The organism is Microcoleus sp. SVA1B4, from assembly GCF_036700545.1.
GTDB lineage: Bacteria > Cyanobacteriota > Cyanobacteriia > Cyanobacteriales > Microcoleaceae > Microcoleus.
Genome location: NZ_JAUBPB010000005.1, coordinates 103,620 through 118,382, shown reverse-complemented (window position 1 = coordinate 118,382; position 14,763 = coordinate 103,620). Strand labels below are relative to the sequence as shown.

Genomic DNA, 14,763 nt, shown 5'->3' with positions numbered 1-14,763 from the left:
TACAAGTTTAGGATTTATATCAAATCCGTTGCTATCGGAATTATTCATCTCTCTCTTCTCTTCCTCTGCGCTCTCTGCGGCCTCTGCGGTTCAATCATTCAAAAAAAACCGTAAACGATATTACTCATTTTATCTTAAGGCAAAAGAGAATTCACAGCGATCGCCCCAATTTCTATTCCTTCAATAATAATCGGTATAACAGCAGATCGCCCGAAATCCAACCTTTGACTATAATCTGGCTGCTCAACTTCAACAAGAGGTTGAGAGTACACCTCAACCAGTCCTTCAACAAGATTCACAATCCAATAAATCGCAATTCCAGCGCGGGCATAAATCCGTTTTTTGACAGTGCGATCGCGCTGAAGTGTCGTATCAGATACTTCAATAATCAGGGCAATATCTTCAGCACCCGGATGGCGATCGAGATACTGTCTTGTATCCCCTCGAACAACCACTATATCAGGTTCTGGTTCGCTGTTGGATAGCGTGATCGGTTCTTGAGAATCGACATACCAACCAGGGGGTAAAATATTCTCTAAAGCTGTTCTGACAAGACGAGTTGTGACTCGATGCGGTGGATTTTTTGGCATTTTGAAAACCAGCCAACCTTCCAGCAATTCTACAGAGTCATCATCCGTGAGAATGCCAGCTTTAATTATCGCATGATACTGCTCGATGCTCAAGCGCAAAATCAGATCGTTCGGAATTGCTGCAACACTTTCGACGGGCGGCATAACTGTCTGGGCTAGTTGATTATTGTTTTATTTTACTGTTTCTTTAACGAACCGCGAAGGCGCGAAGCAAGACAGAAGAAGAAGACTATAAGCTGATGATATATCTACTTTGTGGTGAACACGCGCCATGCAATGAAAGCTGTAAAGGCTAGATAAGCTGTTGTGCATTTAAATAGAATGTCAAAAAACAATCTAATTCTTGTGGGGTGGGCGTCTCGCCCGCCCTGAATATGCAATTTAAATGCGTGACAGCTTAACCAAATACGGCTATCCAATCTAGCCAATTATCGGATGTTATCAAAAAAATATCGTTCATGGGTATCATTCACCTGATTATTACTTACAGAAATTATACCAAATCTAGGTTAGTTATTCCCATCTCTCTCTTGTGGAGACTCTGCGTACTCTGCGTCCTCTGCGGTTAAATCATTCCTATGCAACCGGAATTGAGAAGACCGAAAGCATCCAGGATACAAGCCCCCGGATGAATCTGGGGAGAAATAAAAAACCTGTATCCGAGAAACTTGCCGAACGTATTTATCCGTGGGGTCAAGGCTTCAATCTAAAATCTAAAATCTAAAATCTAAAATCGATTGACTGGCTTTTTAGGAAAATTATATTAAGTCTTTTTCAGATTTTCCCGATGCTTCGTCAAGAAATCTAACAGTGCTTCCGCCTCTGGGGATGGCTGTAAACTGGCGTAAGAATAGCGATACAAACCTCTGCAAATCAGAGATAACCGCGTTGGGAAATCAAGCACTGATGGGATATCGACAATCACATCATCAACTGGTGGAATATCCCCTCGCTGACAATATACGGCATAGCTAATTCGAGGCGATTTAGCCCGACTGCTGCTGCGGCTTCCCCAGTGAAAAACGTATTGATCCCAGCACGATAGAGTACCAGCTTGTGTAGGTAAAGCCCGGATATCTTCCAAGGCAAATTTAGTAGCTTTCGTCTTGAGATTTTTGATAGCTTCAGCATACTCTGGATCGCGGTTTGCCGGAATCATGTACATACATGAATTGAGGGGATTCGCCTCAGTAATTGTCACCCAGAGAGTAAGCACTGTCGGCATACCGTTGGAGTCTATAGTATTTTCGTACTCGGCGTCGCGGTGTGGCTCAAATCCTTTGCCGCTGTCAGAAGTTTCTATGTAATAAACCCAAAAATTGGGAACTAGCTTGTAGCCGTTCCCCAAAATTCCTGTCAAGGTTGAGTTAAAGTAACCAAATGCTTGATAGAAGACATCGTAGACGAGGGCAAACATTGTCGGAAACCCGGCTTTTCGGACATTTTCTATACAGTCGCGCATCTGGTGAATAGTCGCAGCAGGTATGACGCTAGGTGTTTGGAAATAGCCTTCTTCTCGCAGTTGCAGCCTGTACTCGTCAATTTCTGCTTTTGGGATTCCCGAAACTTCTGAAAAGCCTTCAAATGGTCGATCAGAAATAGTTGAATTGGGGTTGATATCGCGCCAGTAGTTAATATCTTCTGCTTGTGGCAAAAGTGGAATTAATTTATCTAAGTCAAGAGACTTTCTCAGAGTGACAGTTTCTTCAGTCATCGATCCTATTTTACGTTGATACTGCACAGGGGAAAGCCGGGGCGATCGCTCTTTTGCGATATTTGTGCTGCTCTTTCCCCATACTGCTAATTCTACGTCATTAACGAGCTAAAATATCCAATTAATTAACTCCTAAATGTGTTGTAAAGTATTGTCGGTACAGTTCGCACCTCGGCACGCACTCGTTCCCCTGCAATTTCACCAACCCCAAACTGTCCAACTTAAACGCCTGCATCGCCTTTAATTGCACCGGAGAGTCCGCCGCCACAATCTCTCTCATCCCCTGCGCCAACTCTGGATATTCTTCCAAATTCCACAATTGCCGGCGCAAATGGTCGCTGTAAATTCCCGCATCTGCGATCGCACTTTCTTTTAATTCATCGAGTGTCAAATCCGATCGCGAAATGTGATATAATGCAACTCGCACTAAATACGGATGACCGCCGACAATTGCCATCAATTCCTCAACTTCTGCCTCCGACCAATTCAAGTTGTGGCGCGCTGCTAAATCTTGTATTTGCTGAGAGTTGAATTCGGGCAAATCTACGGGAAGTCCGACGTTGAAAGGCGATTGATTGATGTTCATCGGGATGTAAACTTCGGTGGAGTGAACTACAATTAATCGCAGTTTTTTCCAGATGTCGCGCCGCTTCGATTCTTCGTGCCACGCCCGCAGCAGTCCTAAAAAGTCTTCGGCAATGTCGGGATATTGGAAAACGCGATCGATCTCGTCTAATCCTAAAATTAAAGGACTGTCGATTTGCGGCAAAATGTATTTTTCAAAGTAATCTTTGCAGTTGACTTTGCTGCCAAAAATCTCGTCCCAATAATCGTCTAATTGATTGGGTAAGTGCAACTCGCGGCCGACGTAAGCGCAAAACCACTTTAAGAATTTATCTAAGTTTGCAAATACGGCTTTATCTACTAACTGAAAAGTTAGCGGCACGGTGCAATAGCCTTGACGGGCTCCGTGATGCAAAATTCTTGCCATCAAGGAAGTTTTGCCCATTTGTCTCGGCGCTTTAATTCTAATTAACGCGCTGGGCTGCACAATAGTTTGATAGCAGCGTTCTTCGATGGGCTGGCGTTCTACATAAAATTGAGAAGCGACATCGACTTGTCCTCCCGGTAATTCCGGTTCGGCGGCGGGTAGAGGTATTTCGTCGCTGCTAATTTCTAATAGTTGTTTTTGTGTTAAATCTTCCGTTTCCTCCGTGACTGGTGCGGGAGTTTCTGCTAGCAAGTTCAGAACTTCTTCGATAATAATTGGAGTGTCGGCGGTGGTTTTCCATTCCCTCTGTTTGATGCGGTACAGATAGCCACGCAAATCGTGATTTAGAGGCGCGTTCAGGGGAAAACCGACGCGGATGGGGAGAATTATTGGTTTTTTGTCAGGGCGGGAGTCTTGCAGTTCTTTTGCTTTCTGAACTTGATATGTTAGTAGTTCGCTTTGGGTTTCCGTTGGCGGCAACAGTAGCAGCAAATAATCGCATTCTTGGAGAAAGAAATTAATGCGATCGAACCAATTATCTCCTAATCTAATGTTATTTTCTGCTGTGAAAACTGTATGACCGATCGCGCTTAAGGCCGTTTCTAAGTGTTTTCCCAACTCGCGATCGGGTTCGGCGCTGCGATAACTCACAAATACTTTAACAATTCTGCTGCTGGTGGCTGTTTCTCCCGCTGGCGGCAAATTGTCCAGCTCGTCTAAATTTTCCGCTTCCTCAAGTTTAGCCGATCGGTGGTCGCCATTCGCCAGATTCATTTCAAAAGCCGCGAACAACTGCCGAATTTTACTCAAATCCGCACCTTCTCTACCCTGCTTAATTTTGCTGACTGTATCGGCACCGACGCCCGACTCGGCCTCGATTTCAGTCAGAGTACCTCTAAGGTTATATCGGTCAGACCATTCTTGGAGCGCCTCGTTAAGTTTCTTTAAGCCAGAGGCAGTGAGAATGCGACCGCGATCGCGTTTTGACTTGAGCACTTCGCTTGCAGTGAAAGGGGAACGAATCTAGAAATTTTAACGCCTTAAGTCCCTATTTTAGGCGATTTTAAGGAAGATAATCAGCCAGCCGGAATTTAAGGGATTTTACTGCGAGAGGGTTTTTGGGCGATCGACTCCTCAAACTCTGTCCTGATAACGGCTTCAACAGTTGAATATATTTTAGGATAAAAAGTTTTTCTTAACTCCCCAATCTCCGCCGCTAATCACCACTTAACTTTTTAGAGTAGATACACCAAGCAAAAAAGGAGCAGCCAAATGAGCAAAATCTTACACAGACTGGCAATGGCCGCTTTGGGAACCGCCGCCATTTTCACAATTAATACACTTAATAATTTAACAGAAGCATCAGCCGCTGGTAAATTTGACGAACCAGAAATTTCTCAAAACACAGTTTTTCCACTTGGCGTACCGGGTCAGTTCCATAAATAGGCAAATTCATTCATTTAATTAAGGAGAAATTATGAAGTCTACACTGTGTTCGCCACAACCTATAGCTACCAAATCTGACTCGGTTGACGCTGAGGCGATCGATGCCTGCACTGCACTTGCATGGGTGGAATTGGTAGCATTAGATGCCAGCGCTCTCACGGGGGATGATTGGCTGGCTTTGTGCGATGATATAGATAGCGGGGAAATCTACCGCTGCTGGTTTTTGTGGTGCGATCGCGAAGTTAGCGGTAATTGGGAAGCTTACGATCCTTTGAGCGATCGCCGATTTGTTGCTAAAGGAAAAGTTTTTCTCAAAGCCGCGATCGACTCCCTCGAAGATGCTAGAAATCGGGAAGTGGCCTAATTTGAATTCATCTCATGTGAAGAAAATTAGTGCCTACAAAACAAGAATTCTCCCAAGAGAATTCGCCATTGTACAAAGTTTCGTCCGCCTGCGCGAGACTCGAAGAAAAAGGGGTAAGAGAACCGGATTTGATAGGAGTCCCGGAAACGGAATACTCTCAAAGAAAATAAAAAAAATACGGCTGCGGGCAAGAGTTGACTGTATCATGCTAGGTGCTTCGTCTCGAAAGCGGTTGAAAACGTTTTTTCAGCCGCTTTATCGTTGCAGCCGTTCAACTCTTTCTCTTTAAACATGACTCTAAAAGTGCACAGCCACCAACATGATTATTGAACGTTTGGGGGGAATGGGTCAACTCAACGAACGTTTTCGCAGTTGGGGATTAACTGACACCAGAATTCGCAATTGGCTCGGCGATTTTCAAGGAACAAATACCACAAGTTCTGTGGATATGGTAAAGTTGCTGGCGATGCTGTCTTGCGATAAATTAGTCTCTGAATCCAGTCGCGAACAAGCTTTAGAATTATTGCGGCATAATACAACTAGAACGCTGTTGCCCTCCGGTTTGGGTCCCGGTGCAGTTATTGCTGACAAAACCGGAGATATCGGCTTTGTGGTTGGCGATGCGGGAATTATTGATATGCCCAACGGTAAGCGTTATTTAGCCGCAATCTTTGTCAAGCGGCCTTACAATGACCGGATTGTGAGAGATTTTGTCCGTCGAATTTCGCGCATTGTTTACAATTATTTAGACCCACCTGCGGCGAGGGTACCGGATAATTTGCGTTGATCAGACAATTCGGCGATTGAAATCGCTACTAAACAAACAAAGTCCGCCTTCGCGGACTTGAAGAGAAGATTTTTAATTACTAATGACTATTCTTTGCGCTCGATTGCTACAGTCAAATGAGCGGCAACTGCCCCCACTGTAGCAAGTACAGCAGCAATTGGAAATACTACTGAGCCCGCAACGCCGCCTACTAATCCCGCCATCAGCGGAATGTCTGCCAAAGTCCGCCCTTGCGAGTTTTTGATGACGAGGCGGCGGAGTTTTCCTTGCTGAATTAGTTCTTTGACTTTACCAATTAGGCTGTCGCCGCTAATCTTAAATTCTTCCACTCTGACTTTTTCCTCTGTGGCAAATTCTGAGGCGAATACATGAGTTTCAACTGTTGGGTTGGCTGAATTTCCGGCCGCTGCTGTTTCGTCTTGTAGAATTGTTACTTGTTGTTCTAGTTGTGAGTTCATTTTGTGTAAGGGCGGGTGAAAACCAGCCGTTTAATTTCTATACCCTTATCTTCGGCGATCGCACTTGGGAATGACAGGCAAGGAAACCCTACAATCTGCATTCGTACTTTCCACCCCCGCCTTCTTACTCAAAACTTTATTTTTGTCTGGTTAGATAGGGGCGGGTTTATCTATGCCTAAAGGTAGAGAAGATATTGTTGAAACAACCCGTCTCTAGATACAAGTAAGGTGCGTACTGCTAGCCCGCGTCTTGGTGGCTGGTGTCTGTTGAATTTTTTGTTGAAACTTTCGGCGTTGCTGAATCAAGGTATGAATGCCCCAGGAATGGGAATATCGTCAAACTTCAAGTAATGTATTAATAACTTAATAGAATGCTTGAGGGCGTTGCTTAATCAGGGTATGAAAAAAATCAGTTGAAAATCCTCAAGCTTTGTCGATACTGGTTTCTATGACTGGCATATTTAGCCTTTCATACCGTAAATCAGCAACGCCAGATATCGATGTCGCTGTGTGCATGAAAGTCGTCGCGAAGGATCGAACCAAAGAGGGAGAGTTCGATGATTTGCCAATGTTGACAGAATTTGGTGATTTGGTCAATTGGTAGGGCGATCGGGGTTTTCATTCAGCTTCCTCGTCATCTATGCAGATTCTAAGTGAACAACTAGAATCTCTTCCTGGTTTCTGATAAATTAATAACTCCATTGATTGAGAACCACAAACTGATTATTGAGGTCATATTCTGCCGTCTCTAAATTATCAATTGCCTTCACAATCGCCTGGTAACTCATATTCTTAGAAGCTTCAGGATCTTGATAAACTGCCAAAATTCCTGAATGTTCTGGGTTCGCTTGATGCAATTGCTGAAAGTCATCACAATTGCGTGTAAGCAGCACTCTCTGATTTTCTCTGGCAGCGTCTAGCACGACTGAATCTGGATGATTCATTAAATCCAATGTATTGACTGTGGCTACATCGTGACCGGCTGCCTCAAGAAGATTGACTAAATACTTTGCTTGAGAATCTTCGTCAAGCAGCATTCGTAGGCTCAACTTGCACTCCTTTTACTTCCAATCGATAGCGTTCCTCGTCTGCTTCTAATTTTAAAATTTCTTGATGTTTCTGACAGTAATCAATCGCCTCATAGATAGCAGACAACGGTAAATCCCAATTTTCGGCAGCTTGTTCGGGTGACATCTGATTGGCAGTCATGTCTCGCCAAATAGTCGATGCCAGTAATTTACGCCCCTTAATGTAAAGTTGTTTGCGCCAAGCATGAGGGCGTGCAATTAAATATTGCCAATTCTCGATTTCTGGTGTACTTTGCAGGGATTGAACGATCGCACCTAGCAGGGCAAGGCGATCGCTGACTGATAGTTGGCTGGCTTTTTCTTTAAGCTCTTGCAAGGACATAAAAAAATACTCCAACAAAGGTTGGTATTTGAATTATAGTACAAATGTCGTTTTACTGAGAACTACTCATAGCGTACCTTCTTAAATTTTATCACCTCAATTACATCATCGTGCCTTTGCCCCTCAATAATATCCTTGAGATGAATTTGTCCATTAATGTATTGAACGTGGATACGCCAGCCTGAGACTTTATCCATATCAGCACGATAAATTGCCTGCTTCACACCCTTTACTTTGTGCAGTCTCGTCTTTGGAAATTTTCTCGTTCTGTGACATTCGTTGTCTTCCAATTCTGCCAAAGCTTCAAGAAAACAAATCTTTAGCTCATCATCTGGCCAAATCTTCAGGGCTTCGTAAATAATGCCATATTCATCGCAGAGTGTAATAGTCTGTGCCATAAATAAGCTTACGATATCTGGGCAGCTTCTAGAGTGTGGTGAAGCATATCTTGATATAGAGACTCTGCTACACCGTGATATGCTCGATCGAGTTCTTCGTGTTTGACGGCTCGAAAAAGAGTAAAAATAACTTGCCCAAAAATTGGATCTTCGTCAACTGCCCAAATCACCCTTAGTGTTCGAGAAATCCGTAGTGTGTAGAGTGAAGATTCGTAACCATTAAGATTTGTCGGTAAGCGCAGGCGGCGCAGCTTACGATAGACATCAGATTTTTTAGTTGGAAAGAGGCTAGCGCAATCGTTGATTTTTTTAATCACTGCTGCTCTTTCGTCTTCACTCAACTTAGCAATATCTTTCTCAAAGCCCTTTGTTGACTCAATTAGAATATCCACTTTACAAACCGCCAGTCTGATTATGATTATGTCTATTATAGCGCTGTTCTACTGCGGTTATGCGAGGGAGAGTATGGATTATAATCAAATCCCCTATCGCGCAATAAAAACAATTTCTCCAAATACTTCGGTAAAGAAATCATGAAAAATATCGAGTTTATCCTTTTCCGGCGATGATGTGATAGTCTTAATTTCACTATTTCCAATTCTAAAAACTTTAAATCCCTGCTTCCTCAACCATCGATCCTTCTTTAAATGTTCAGCATATACATCTTCAGAAAGCTCATATTTTGGTCTCTTAGTATCATCATACCTAGCGTAGTGAGATTGACCATCAATCTCAACAACAACTATGTCGTTGGTTCCGAACGCAGAACTCTTGAATATGAAGTCTACAATAAAGGGCTTTTTTCTATTCGCTCTTTCTTCTTTGGAAAAATTCCAATTAACGTAAACATGAGGAATTAGGGCTGGTAACGATGCTCCCCCATGATAATCTCGACAGCACAAATGACAATATAAATTAAAAAAATCTCTTTCGGCAGTGGACTCCTGATTACAGTAAGTCTCTAGTTTCTTCCAAAGCCTTGATATGTATTTGTCGTAAAATGCAAATTCATCTCCCCCACTATGACGATATCCTAGGTCAATTATTTCTTCTTGGCTAGCCAAATTATGTAATTGTGAGTCTATAAGATTCATCCAGTTAATATCTTTACCCTCTTGTATCTGAAGTTTATTAACTCCAGATACACTAAAATCAATGCTACCGTTACCCTTAATTTCAAACCCATCACACCAAGGAAAAAACTTGTGATCCTTGCCGAAAAGTAATATTTGCTGCATTGCACATCTCCTAGTATTATTAGATTTAATTTAGGGGATTATTTCAAATTCCCTAATGAATGCTACCCTAAAATTAGGTGAATCATCTTATATACTCATGACTATTTTTACTCTACGATCGATCAAAAAAGACTTCGGCATCAAGGAACTCTTGACAGATGCCAGTTTCAGCCTCGATGAAGGCGATAAAGTCGGACTCATCGGCACCAACGGTTCCGGCAAATCAGCCCTGCTGAAAATGATTGCCGATATGGAGTCGATCGTTTACTGATTAAATCGATCGCTCTTGTTGCTGGGCTGACTAACTCGCCCTCACGGTTCATAGACTTGACTGCGATGAGCGATCGCCACAACAAATACCTGCACCACTTCATCGTCGATCGAGTAAATCACTCTGTAGTCCCCGATTCGGTAGCGATAGTACCCTGCATAATCTCCTTTGAGGGCTTTAATGTTAGGGTGCAACTGAGGAGTTTGTTCTAACTGCTCCAAACATCGGGCAATTTTCTTCGCTAGGGCTTTGTCAGCATTGACATAAACCTTTTGAGCATCAGGATGGAGAACAACTTCATACATCGGAGCGAAGACTTCTCCAGGTTGTGTAATCAGTTTTAGGAGTTGCTTGATTTTGCTTAACTCGCTCTAGCAATCCAGAAATTTCCAAAAGTTCTTGAGTTGCAGCTTCGCTTTCAGCATTTGCTAAGTAAGCCGCAAAATCAGCAAGCACTTGTAATCGTTCTGGTGATAGTTGCTTGAGTAAGTCATTAAGCTGGCGGTGTAACTCTGCGGGTGATATCAAATCTGCTGAGGATCGATCGTTCATTTGGGAATTATCCGTGCTTTTTTCCTCATTTTACCTAGAGGGTTTTTGTTTGTCAATCTCCTCGTCATACCCAAGTTAATGTTTGATAAAAAATAAAGTAAAAAAAGTTGTTTCCGTAGTATTTTTATTTGAATTCCTACTGAATACAATAAATACCTAAAAAAATCAAAAATAAACCCAAATAAACAACACTTTAAGAAGTATTAAGTAGGAAAGCATGGAGTTGCTGGGGATAGTAATTTGAAAAACTTTTATAACTTATTTTAAATATAATAGTTAGTCTATTTTTGACCTGGTAGTAATTATCAATTCTCAATTTTATTGACCCACATCGAAGCAGCAAAACGTCTTAGAAACGCTCAACCTAAAATCACTTCCTTGCTGCGTAGCCAACAATCTGAGTTTTCCATCGATCGCCCCACAATGACTTACCATCCGAATGACAGACCATACGGATGCAACCGGACTCGATCGAACTTGCGTTAAACTAAGTCAGGTAAATGACTTTCTATACTCATGACTATTTTTACTCTGCGATCGATCAAAAAAGACTTCGGCATCAAGGAACTCTTGACAGATGCCAGCTTCAGCCTGGATGAAGGCGATAAAGTCGGACTCATCGGCACCAACGGTTCGGGCAAATCAACCCTGCTGAAAATGATTGCGGGTATGGAGTCGATCGACTCTGGCGATCGCTGGGTCAATCCAGGGTCTACAATTGTCTATCTCCCCCAACAGCCGGATTTAGACGAAAATCACACTGTCTTAGAGCAAGTATTTGCCGACAGCGGCGAACAAATGGCTTTAGTGCGAGAATACGAGGAAATTTCCGATCAACTGTCCCACGGCAAAGGCGATACAGACAAGTTGATGGCGCGTCTGTCTGCGGTGTCTGAACGCATTGATGAGGTGGATGCGTGGGACTTGGAAACCAAGGCGAAATTGATTTTGACCAAGTTGGGGATTGAGGATTTTGATGCGAAAATTGCCGACTTGTCGGGCGGCTACCGCAAGCGAATTGCCTTAGCAACGGCTTTGTTGTCCGAGCCCGATGTGTTGCTGATGGATGAACCGACAAACCACTTGGATGCGCTGTCTGTGGAGTGGTTGCAGAATTATTTGAACGGCTATCGCGGTGCTTTGCTGCTGATTACGCACGATCGCTATTTTCTCGATCGCGTCACCAATCGCATCCTGGAGATCGATCGCGGCGACCTTTACAATTATGCTGGCAATTACGCTTATTACTTGGAGAAAAAAGCCCTAGCTGAAGAATCCGCCGCCAGCAGTGTTCGCAAACACGCGGGAGTATTGCGGCGCGAATTGGAATGGCTCAAACGCGGGCCAAAAGCGCGGAGTACCAAGCAAAAAGCTCGGATCGATCGCATTAAAGATATGCGAGCCCAGGAGTTCAAAACAGCCAACGGCAAAGTCGAAATTGCCACAGCGGGCCGCCGGATTGGTAAGAAGGTGATTGAGTTACTGAATATCTGTAAAGCTTACGGCGATCGCACTTTAATTAAAGATTTTACCTACAATTTCACTCCCGAAGACCGGATAGGAATTATTGGCTGCAACGGTGCGGGAAAATCGACGCTGATGGATATCATCACCGGACGCATTCAGCCGGATTCGGGTACTGTCGAAATTGGCACAACCATTCATATCGGTTATTTTGACCAGCATTCGGAGGATTTGACACCGAACGAAGACCAGCGAGTTATTGAATACTTGAAAAGTGTGGCAGAGTTGGTGCAAACGGCGGACGGCGAAATCATTACCGCTTCTCAAATGTTGGAAAAGTTTCTGTTTCCACCGAACCAACAGTATGCACCGATTAACAAACTTTCGGGCGGGGAAAAGCGCCGATTATTTCTGTTGAAGGTGCTGATGAGTGCGCCAAACGTGCTGATTTTGGACGAACCGACAAACGACCTGGACGTGCAGACTTTGGCGGTTTTGGAGGATTATCTCGAAGATTTTAACGGCTGCGTGATTGTGGTGTCGCACGATCGCTATTTTCTCGATCGCACGATAGACATGGTTTTCGCCTTGGAGCCTGGGGGCAATTTGCGCTTGTATCCCGGCAATTATTCGGTGTATTTAGACTACAAGAAAGCCGAAGAAGACAAAGAAATCAAAGAACAAAAAGAAAAAGAAAAACTTACACGCACCGTTGAATCTAACAATTCAAAATCTACAAATTCCACTCAAAAATCAACCAAAGTTTCCTTCAATGAGAAGCGGGAATACGAACAATTAGAAAGTCAAATTCCGAAGATGGAAGCTGAAAAAGAAGACATTGAGAAGATTTTGTCTCACAATGCTCCGAGCGAGTTTGCAGAGATGAAGAAGTTATCGGATCGTTTGGCTCAGTTGACGCAGGAGATCGATAATGCGACTGAGCGCTGGTTGGAGTTAGCCGAACGGGTTGGTTAATTTGGGCTGTCCGAGTGTTGTGTTTAGCTCCTGTTAACAATGACAGGAGCTAGAGGAATTATGAGTGAAAAAATCCCATGCTGAAACGAATATATATTGACAATTTTCGCTGTTTGGTAAATTTTGAACTAGATTTTGATGCCATTAATCTATTTCTGGGTTCTAACGGATCGGGTAAATCAACAGTTTTTGAAGTCTTGCAGAAAATCCAAGCATTAGTCAGCGGTGAGAGTAAGGTAGAAGGAATTTTCAGACCTGCGGACTTCACCCGCTGGCAAACCTTACAAATTCAGCGTTTCGAGCTAGAAATTCTCGGTAATGACGGCTGCTACACATATCAATTACAAATCGATGAGTATGGAGATAAATGTCGTGTTAGGTACGAGAGTCTGCTCTTTGATAACCAGCCTTTACTACAATTTGAATTCGGCGAAGTTCAACTCTATCGAGATGATTATTCACCGGGCCCGAAATACCAGTTTGACTGGTCGCAATCTATTCTGCCTTCATTAATGCCAAGAAACGACAACACGAAGTTAACTTGGTTTAGAGAACGGATGGCGCGATTTATCATCGTGCAAGTTGTACCCAGCTTGATGGTTGATGAAAGTAGCCAAGAACAAAGGCGTTTGACTCCTAAGATGGAAAATTTTGTTTCTTGGTATCGCTACTTATCTGAAGACCAAGGTAAAGTTGCTGAGATTGGAAATATTTTAAGAGATGTGTTGGATGGATTCAACAATTTTAAGTTTGAGCGAGTAAGCGAAGATAATGTGGTGTTAAAACTGCGGTTTTCAGGACAAACAGATAACAGCAAGCCAATTGAATATCGTCTCAGAGAATTGTCGGACGGACAAAAAACATTAGTTGCTTTATACGCGCTGATTTACGGTACTAAATCTGAAGATTATACCTTGTGGATTGATGAACCGGAAAACTTTTTAGCCTTGCCAGAAATTCAACCCTGGCTGATTGAGCTTTATGACCTTTGTAGCGAGGGAAAACTTCAAACATTACTAATTTCTCACCATCCTGAGTTAATTAACTATCTTTTAGCTTCACCGATTGGCTATTGGTTTGAGCGTCAAAGCAATGCTGCTGTTCGACTCAAACGAATTAGCAAGGAAGTAGCGGACAATTCGGGATTGCCAGTTTCTGAACTGATTGCACGGGGATGGTTGAATGAGTCAGCGTAGAGTTCAGATTGTCATTCTCTGCGAGGACAGACAGCAGGAAGTTTTTGCTCGTTATTTCCTAAAAAAGCGAGGTTTTACAGGTCAATTTAGAGCTAATATTTGTCCGAAAGGTAGCCAATCTGGAGAACAGTATGTACGCAGTCAGTATCCGGAGGAAGTGAAAGCTTATCGCCAGAATAAAAACCGGGTGGCGATTGGATTAGTTGTGTTAATTGATGCAGATACGGGTACGCTGGCAGCAAGACTTAATTGGTTAGCTAGTGTGCTTGATGAACATAAGCAGGAAATTAGGGAACCGAATGAGGCGATCGCGATTTTTGTTCCCAAGCGCAATATTGAGACTTGGATACACTATTTGCAGGGAGAAGCTGTGAATGAGGAGGCTGCTTATGCAAAATTTGAGAATAATGAGGCTGTTTGCAAAACCGCTGTTGAGGATTTAGCCGATCGATGTTATTCTCAGAGCTTACCAGAAGATGCGCCGCGATCGCTTCAGGCAGCTTGTGGGGAATTACAGCGGTTGTTACCACTGTTGCAGCCATGACTTATGAGAAAATCTGCAACCTGTTACTACTGTCAAGCAAGCTGACTAACAAACTTAAGACGAGTAAAAGTCTGAAATCCTTGTCAAAGCAGCAATGAGATCGGAAACAGCGACAAAAAACCCGCTTTTTTTCGAGAGCATAAAGTAAAGCTGTATGTCAAAAACTGTGAAGACCCGGAGGGTGGGGTTGACAAAAGCAGTAGAATATGCAGTAAAAGTCAGGGTAAGCAAATAAGACTGGCAGCAGAAAACAGGGGCGAAAAGTCCCAAAACAGGTAAAACAAAAGTCGATCGGGCAAAGTAAGTTGGCCGAGGACTAAAAATATGGTGATGGGTGAGATACAATTGACCTGTTCTGAGCCAAG

19 protein-coding genes and 1 pseudogene are annotated in these 14,763 nt (G+C 43.2%); 8 read left to right on the top strand and 12 right to left on the bottom strand.

Translation table 11 applies throughout. The features are described from left to right. Nucleotides 1-134: 134 nt before the first annotated feature. From QT987_RS04310 to QT987_RS04300, 3 genes are all read right to left on the bottom strand, one after another. Entirely contained in the window at nt 135-734 is a 600-nt protein-coding gene (locus QT987_RS04310; protein ID WP_333237583.1) for a Uma2 family endonuclease, read from the bottom strand. Nucleotides 735-1,353: 619 nt separating this feature from the next. After that, on the bottom strand, nt 1,354-2,304 hold the full coding sequence (locus QT987_RS04305) for a phytanoyl-CoA dioxygenase family protein (protein WP_333237581.1): 951 nt from the start codon (nt 2,302-2,304) through the stop codon (nt 1,354-1,356). Nucleotides 2,305-2,425: 121 nt separating this feature from the next. Next, nucleotides 2,426-4,291 carry an AAA-like domain-containing protein gene (locus tag QT987_RS04300; protein WP_333237579.1) on the bottom strand — a complete coding sequence of 622 codons (1,866 nt, stop codon included), beginning with the start codon at nt 4,289-4,291 and terminating at the stop codon, nt 2,426-2,428. Between the two features lie 276 nt (nt 4,292-4,567). Here QT987_RS04300 and QT987_RS04295 point away from each other — a divergent pair, with 276 nt between their 5' ends. The 3 genes from QT987_RS04295 to QT987_RS04285 all read left to right on the top strand — a co-directional run bounded on the left by QT987_RS04295 (nt 4,568) and on the right by QT987_RS04285 (nt 5,892). Then, nucleotides 4,568-4,741: a hypothetical protein gene (locus QT987_RS04295; RefSeq protein WP_333237577.1), complete on the top strand. Its 174-nt coding sequence runs from the start codon at nt 4,568-4,570 to the stop codon at nt 4,739-4,741. A 31-nt stretch (nt 4,742-4,772) separates the two neighbouring features. After that, on the top strand, nt 4,773-5,105 hold the full coding sequence (locus QT987_RS04290) for a hypothetical protein (protein WP_333054618.1): 333 nt from the start codon (nt 4,773-4,775) through the stop codon (nt 5,103-5,105). A gap of 319 nt (nt 5,106-5,424) precedes the next feature. Continuing rightward, nucleotides 5,425-5,892: a serine hydrolase gene (locus QT987_RS04285; protein WP_333237575.1), complete on the top strand. Its 468-nt coding sequence runs from the start codon at nt 5,425-5,427 to the stop codon at nt 5,890-5,892. A gap of 86 nt (nt 5,893-5,978) precedes the next feature. Here QT987_RS04285 and QT987_RS04280 read toward each other — a convergent pair whose 3' ends face one another. From QT987_RS04280 to QT987_RS04250, 7 genes are all read right to left on the bottom strand, one after another. Next, nucleotides 5,979-6,350: a DUF4342 domain-containing protein gene (locus QT987_RS04280; RefSeq protein ID WP_333166918.1), complete on the bottom strand. Its 372-nt coding sequence runs from the start codon at nt 6,348-6,350 to the stop codon at nt 5,979-5,981. A 481-nt stretch (nt 6,351-6,831) separates the two neighbouring features. After that, nucleotides 6,832-6,972 carry a nucleotidyltransferase domain-containing protein gene (locus QT987_RS04275; RefSeq protein WP_333237572.1) on the bottom strand — a complete coding sequence of 47 codons (141 nt, stop codon included), beginning with the start codon at nt 6,970-6,972 and terminating at the stop codon, nt 6,832-6,834. Nucleotides 6,973-7,039: 67 nt separating this feature from the next. Next, complete coding sequence (locus QT987_RS04270) at nt 7,040-7,387, bottom strand: DUF5615 family PIN-like protein (RefSeq protein ID WP_333237570.1); 348 nt, start codon at nt 7,385-7,387, stop codon at nt 7,040-7,042. Then, nucleotides 7,377-7,760 carry a hypothetical protein gene (locus tag QT987_RS04265; protein WP_333237567.1) on the bottom strand — a complete coding sequence of 128 codons (384 nt, stop codon included), beginning with the start codon at nt 7,758-7,760 and terminating at the stop codon, nt 7,377-7,379. The genes QT987_RS04270 and QT987_RS04265 overlap by 11 nt, the downstream gene beginning before the upstream one ends. 62 nt (nt 7,761-7,822) lie before the next feature. After that, nucleotides 7,823-8,158 (bottom strand): hypothetical protein, encoded by a 336-nt coding sequence (locus tag QT987_RS04260; protein WP_333237564.1) that lies wholly within the window; start codon nt 8,156-8,158, stop codon nt 7,823-7,825. 8 nt (nt 8,159-8,166) lie between these two features. After that, on the bottom strand, nt 8,167-8,550 hold the full coding sequence (locus QT987_RS04255) for a hypothetical protein (protein ID WP_333237561.1): 384 nt from the start codon (nt 8,548-8,550) through the stop codon (nt 8,167-8,169). A 93-nt stretch (nt 8,551-8,643) separates the two neighbouring features. Further along, nucleotides 8,644-9,396 (bottom strand): hypothetical protein, encoded by a 753-nt coding sequence (locus QT987_RS04250; RefSeq protein WP_333237559.1) that lies wholly within the window; start codon nt 9,394-9,396, stop codon nt 8,644-8,646. A gap of 97 nt (nt 9,397-9,493) precedes the next feature. Here QT987_RS04250 and QT987_RS04245 point away from each other — a divergent pair. Beyond that, nucleotides 9,494-9,658, top strand: a pseudogene (locus tag QT987_RS04245) (ATP-binding cassette domain-containing protein); the annotation flags it as partial. A 50-nt stretch (nt 9,659-9,708) separates the two neighbouring features. Here the strand turns inward: QT987_RS04245 and QT987_RS04240 are convergent. Both QT987_RS04240 and QT987_RS04235 read right to left on the bottom strand, forming a co-directional pair. After that, nucleotides 9,709-9,972: a type II toxin-antitoxin system RelE/ParE family toxin gene (locus QT987_RS04240; protein WP_333237555.1), complete on the bottom strand. Its 264-nt coding sequence runs from the start codon at nt 9,970-9,972 to the stop codon at nt 9,709-9,711. Continuing rightward, entirely contained in the window at nt 9,965-10,219 is a 255-nt protein-coding gene (locus tag QT987_RS04235) for a hypothetical protein (RefSeq protein WP_333237553.1), read from the bottom strand. Before QT987_RS04235 ends, QT987_RS04240 begins: the two co-directional genes overlap by 8 nt. Nucleotides 10,220-10,540: 321 nt before the next feature. Here QT987_RS04235 and QT987_RS04230 point away from each other — a divergent pair, with 321 nt between their 5' ends. The 4 genes from QT987_RS04230 (at nt 10,541) to QT987_RS04215 (ending at nt 14,398) form a co-directional block, all read left to right on the top strand. After that, on the top strand, nt 10,541-10,705 hold the full coding sequence (locus tag QT987_RS04230) for a hypothetical protein (RefSeq protein WP_333237551.1): 165 nt from the start codon (nt 10,541-10,543) through the stop codon (nt 10,703-10,705). Nucleotides 10,706-10,735: 30 nt separating this feature from the next. Beyond that, a complete protein-coding gene (locus QT987_RS04225) occupies nt 10,736-12,658 on the top strand; it encodes an ABC-F family ATP-binding cassette domain-containing protein (RefSeq protein WP_333237549.1) in 1,923 nt (640 codons plus the stop codon). A 77-nt stretch (nt 12,659-12,735) separates the two neighbouring features. Continuing rightward, complete coding sequence (locus tag QT987_RS04220) at nt 12,736-13,854, top strand: AAA family ATPase (RefSeq protein WP_333237547.1); 1,119 nt, start codon at nt 12,736-12,738, stop codon at nt 13,852-13,854. Then, a complete protein-coding gene (locus QT987_RS04215) occupies nt 13,841-14,398 on the top strand; it encodes a hypothetical protein (RefSeq protein WP_333237544.1) in 558 nt (185 codons plus the stop codon). The genes QT987_RS04220 and QT987_RS04215 overlap by 14 nt, the downstream gene beginning before the upstream one ends. The last annotated feature ends 365 nt before the right edge of the window (nt 14,399-14,763 follow it).

Coding starts and splice junctions, on each gene's coding strand:
- QT987_RS04310 (WP_333237583.1), bottom strand. CDS start 734: ATGCCGCCCGTCGAAAGTGTTGCAGCAATTCCGAACGATCTGATTTTG.
- QT987_RS04305 (WP_333237581.1), bottom strand. CDS start 2,304: ATGACTGAAGAAACTGTCACTCTGAGAAAGTCTCTTGACTTAGATAAA.
- QT987_RS04295 (WP_333237577.1), top strand. CDS start 4,568: ATGAGCAAAATCTTACACAGACTGGCAATGGCCGCTTTGGGAACCGCC.
- QT987_RS04290 (WP_333054618.1), top strand. CDS start 4,773: ATGAAGTCTACACTGTGTTCGCCACAACCTATAGCTACCAAATCTGAC.
- QT987_RS04285 (WP_333237575.1), top strand. CDS start 5,425: ATGATTATTGAACGTTTGGGGGGAATGGGTCAACTCAACGAACGTTTT.
- QT987_RS04280 (WP_333166918.1), bottom strand. CDS start 6,350: ATGAACTCACAACTAGAACAACAAGTAACAATTCTACAAGACGAAACA.
- QT987_RS04275 (WP_333237572.1), bottom strand. CDS start 6,972: ATGAAAACCCCGATCGCCCTACCAATTGACCAAATCACCAAATTCTGT.
- QT987_RS04270 (WP_333237570.1), bottom strand. CDS start 7,387: ATGCTGCTTGACGAAGATTCTCAAGCAAAGTATTTAGTCAATCTTCTT.
- QT987_RS04265 (WP_333237567.1), bottom strand. CDS start 7,760: ATGTCCTTGCAAGAGCTTAAAGAAAAAGCCAGCCAACTATCAGTCAGC.
- QT987_RS04260 (WP_333237564.1), bottom strand. CDS start 8,158: ATGGCACAGACTATTACACTCTGCGATGAATATGGCATTATTTACGAA.
- QT987_RS04250 (WP_333237559.1), bottom strand. CDS start 9,396: ATGCAGCAAATATTACTTTTCGGCAAGGATCACAAGTTTTTTCCTTGG.
- QT987_RS04240 (WP_333237555.1), bottom strand. CDS start 9,972: ATGTATGAAGTTGTTCTCCATCCTGATGCTCAAAAGGTTTATGTCAAT.
- QT987_RS04235 (WP_333237553.1), bottom strand. CDS start 10,219: ATGAACGATCGATCCTCAGCAGATTTGATATCACCCGCAGAGTTACAC.
- QT987_RS04225 (WP_333237549.1), top strand. CDS start 10,736: ATGACTATTTTTACTCTGCGATCGATCAAAAAAGACTTCGGCATCAAG.
- QT987_RS04220 (WP_333237547.1), top strand. CDS start 12,736: ATGCTGAAACGAATATATATTGACAATTTTCGCTGTTTGGTAAATTTT.
- QT987_RS04215 (WP_333237544.1), top strand. CDS start 13,841: ATGAGTCAGCGTAGAGTTCAGATTGTCATTCTCTGCGAGGACAGACAG.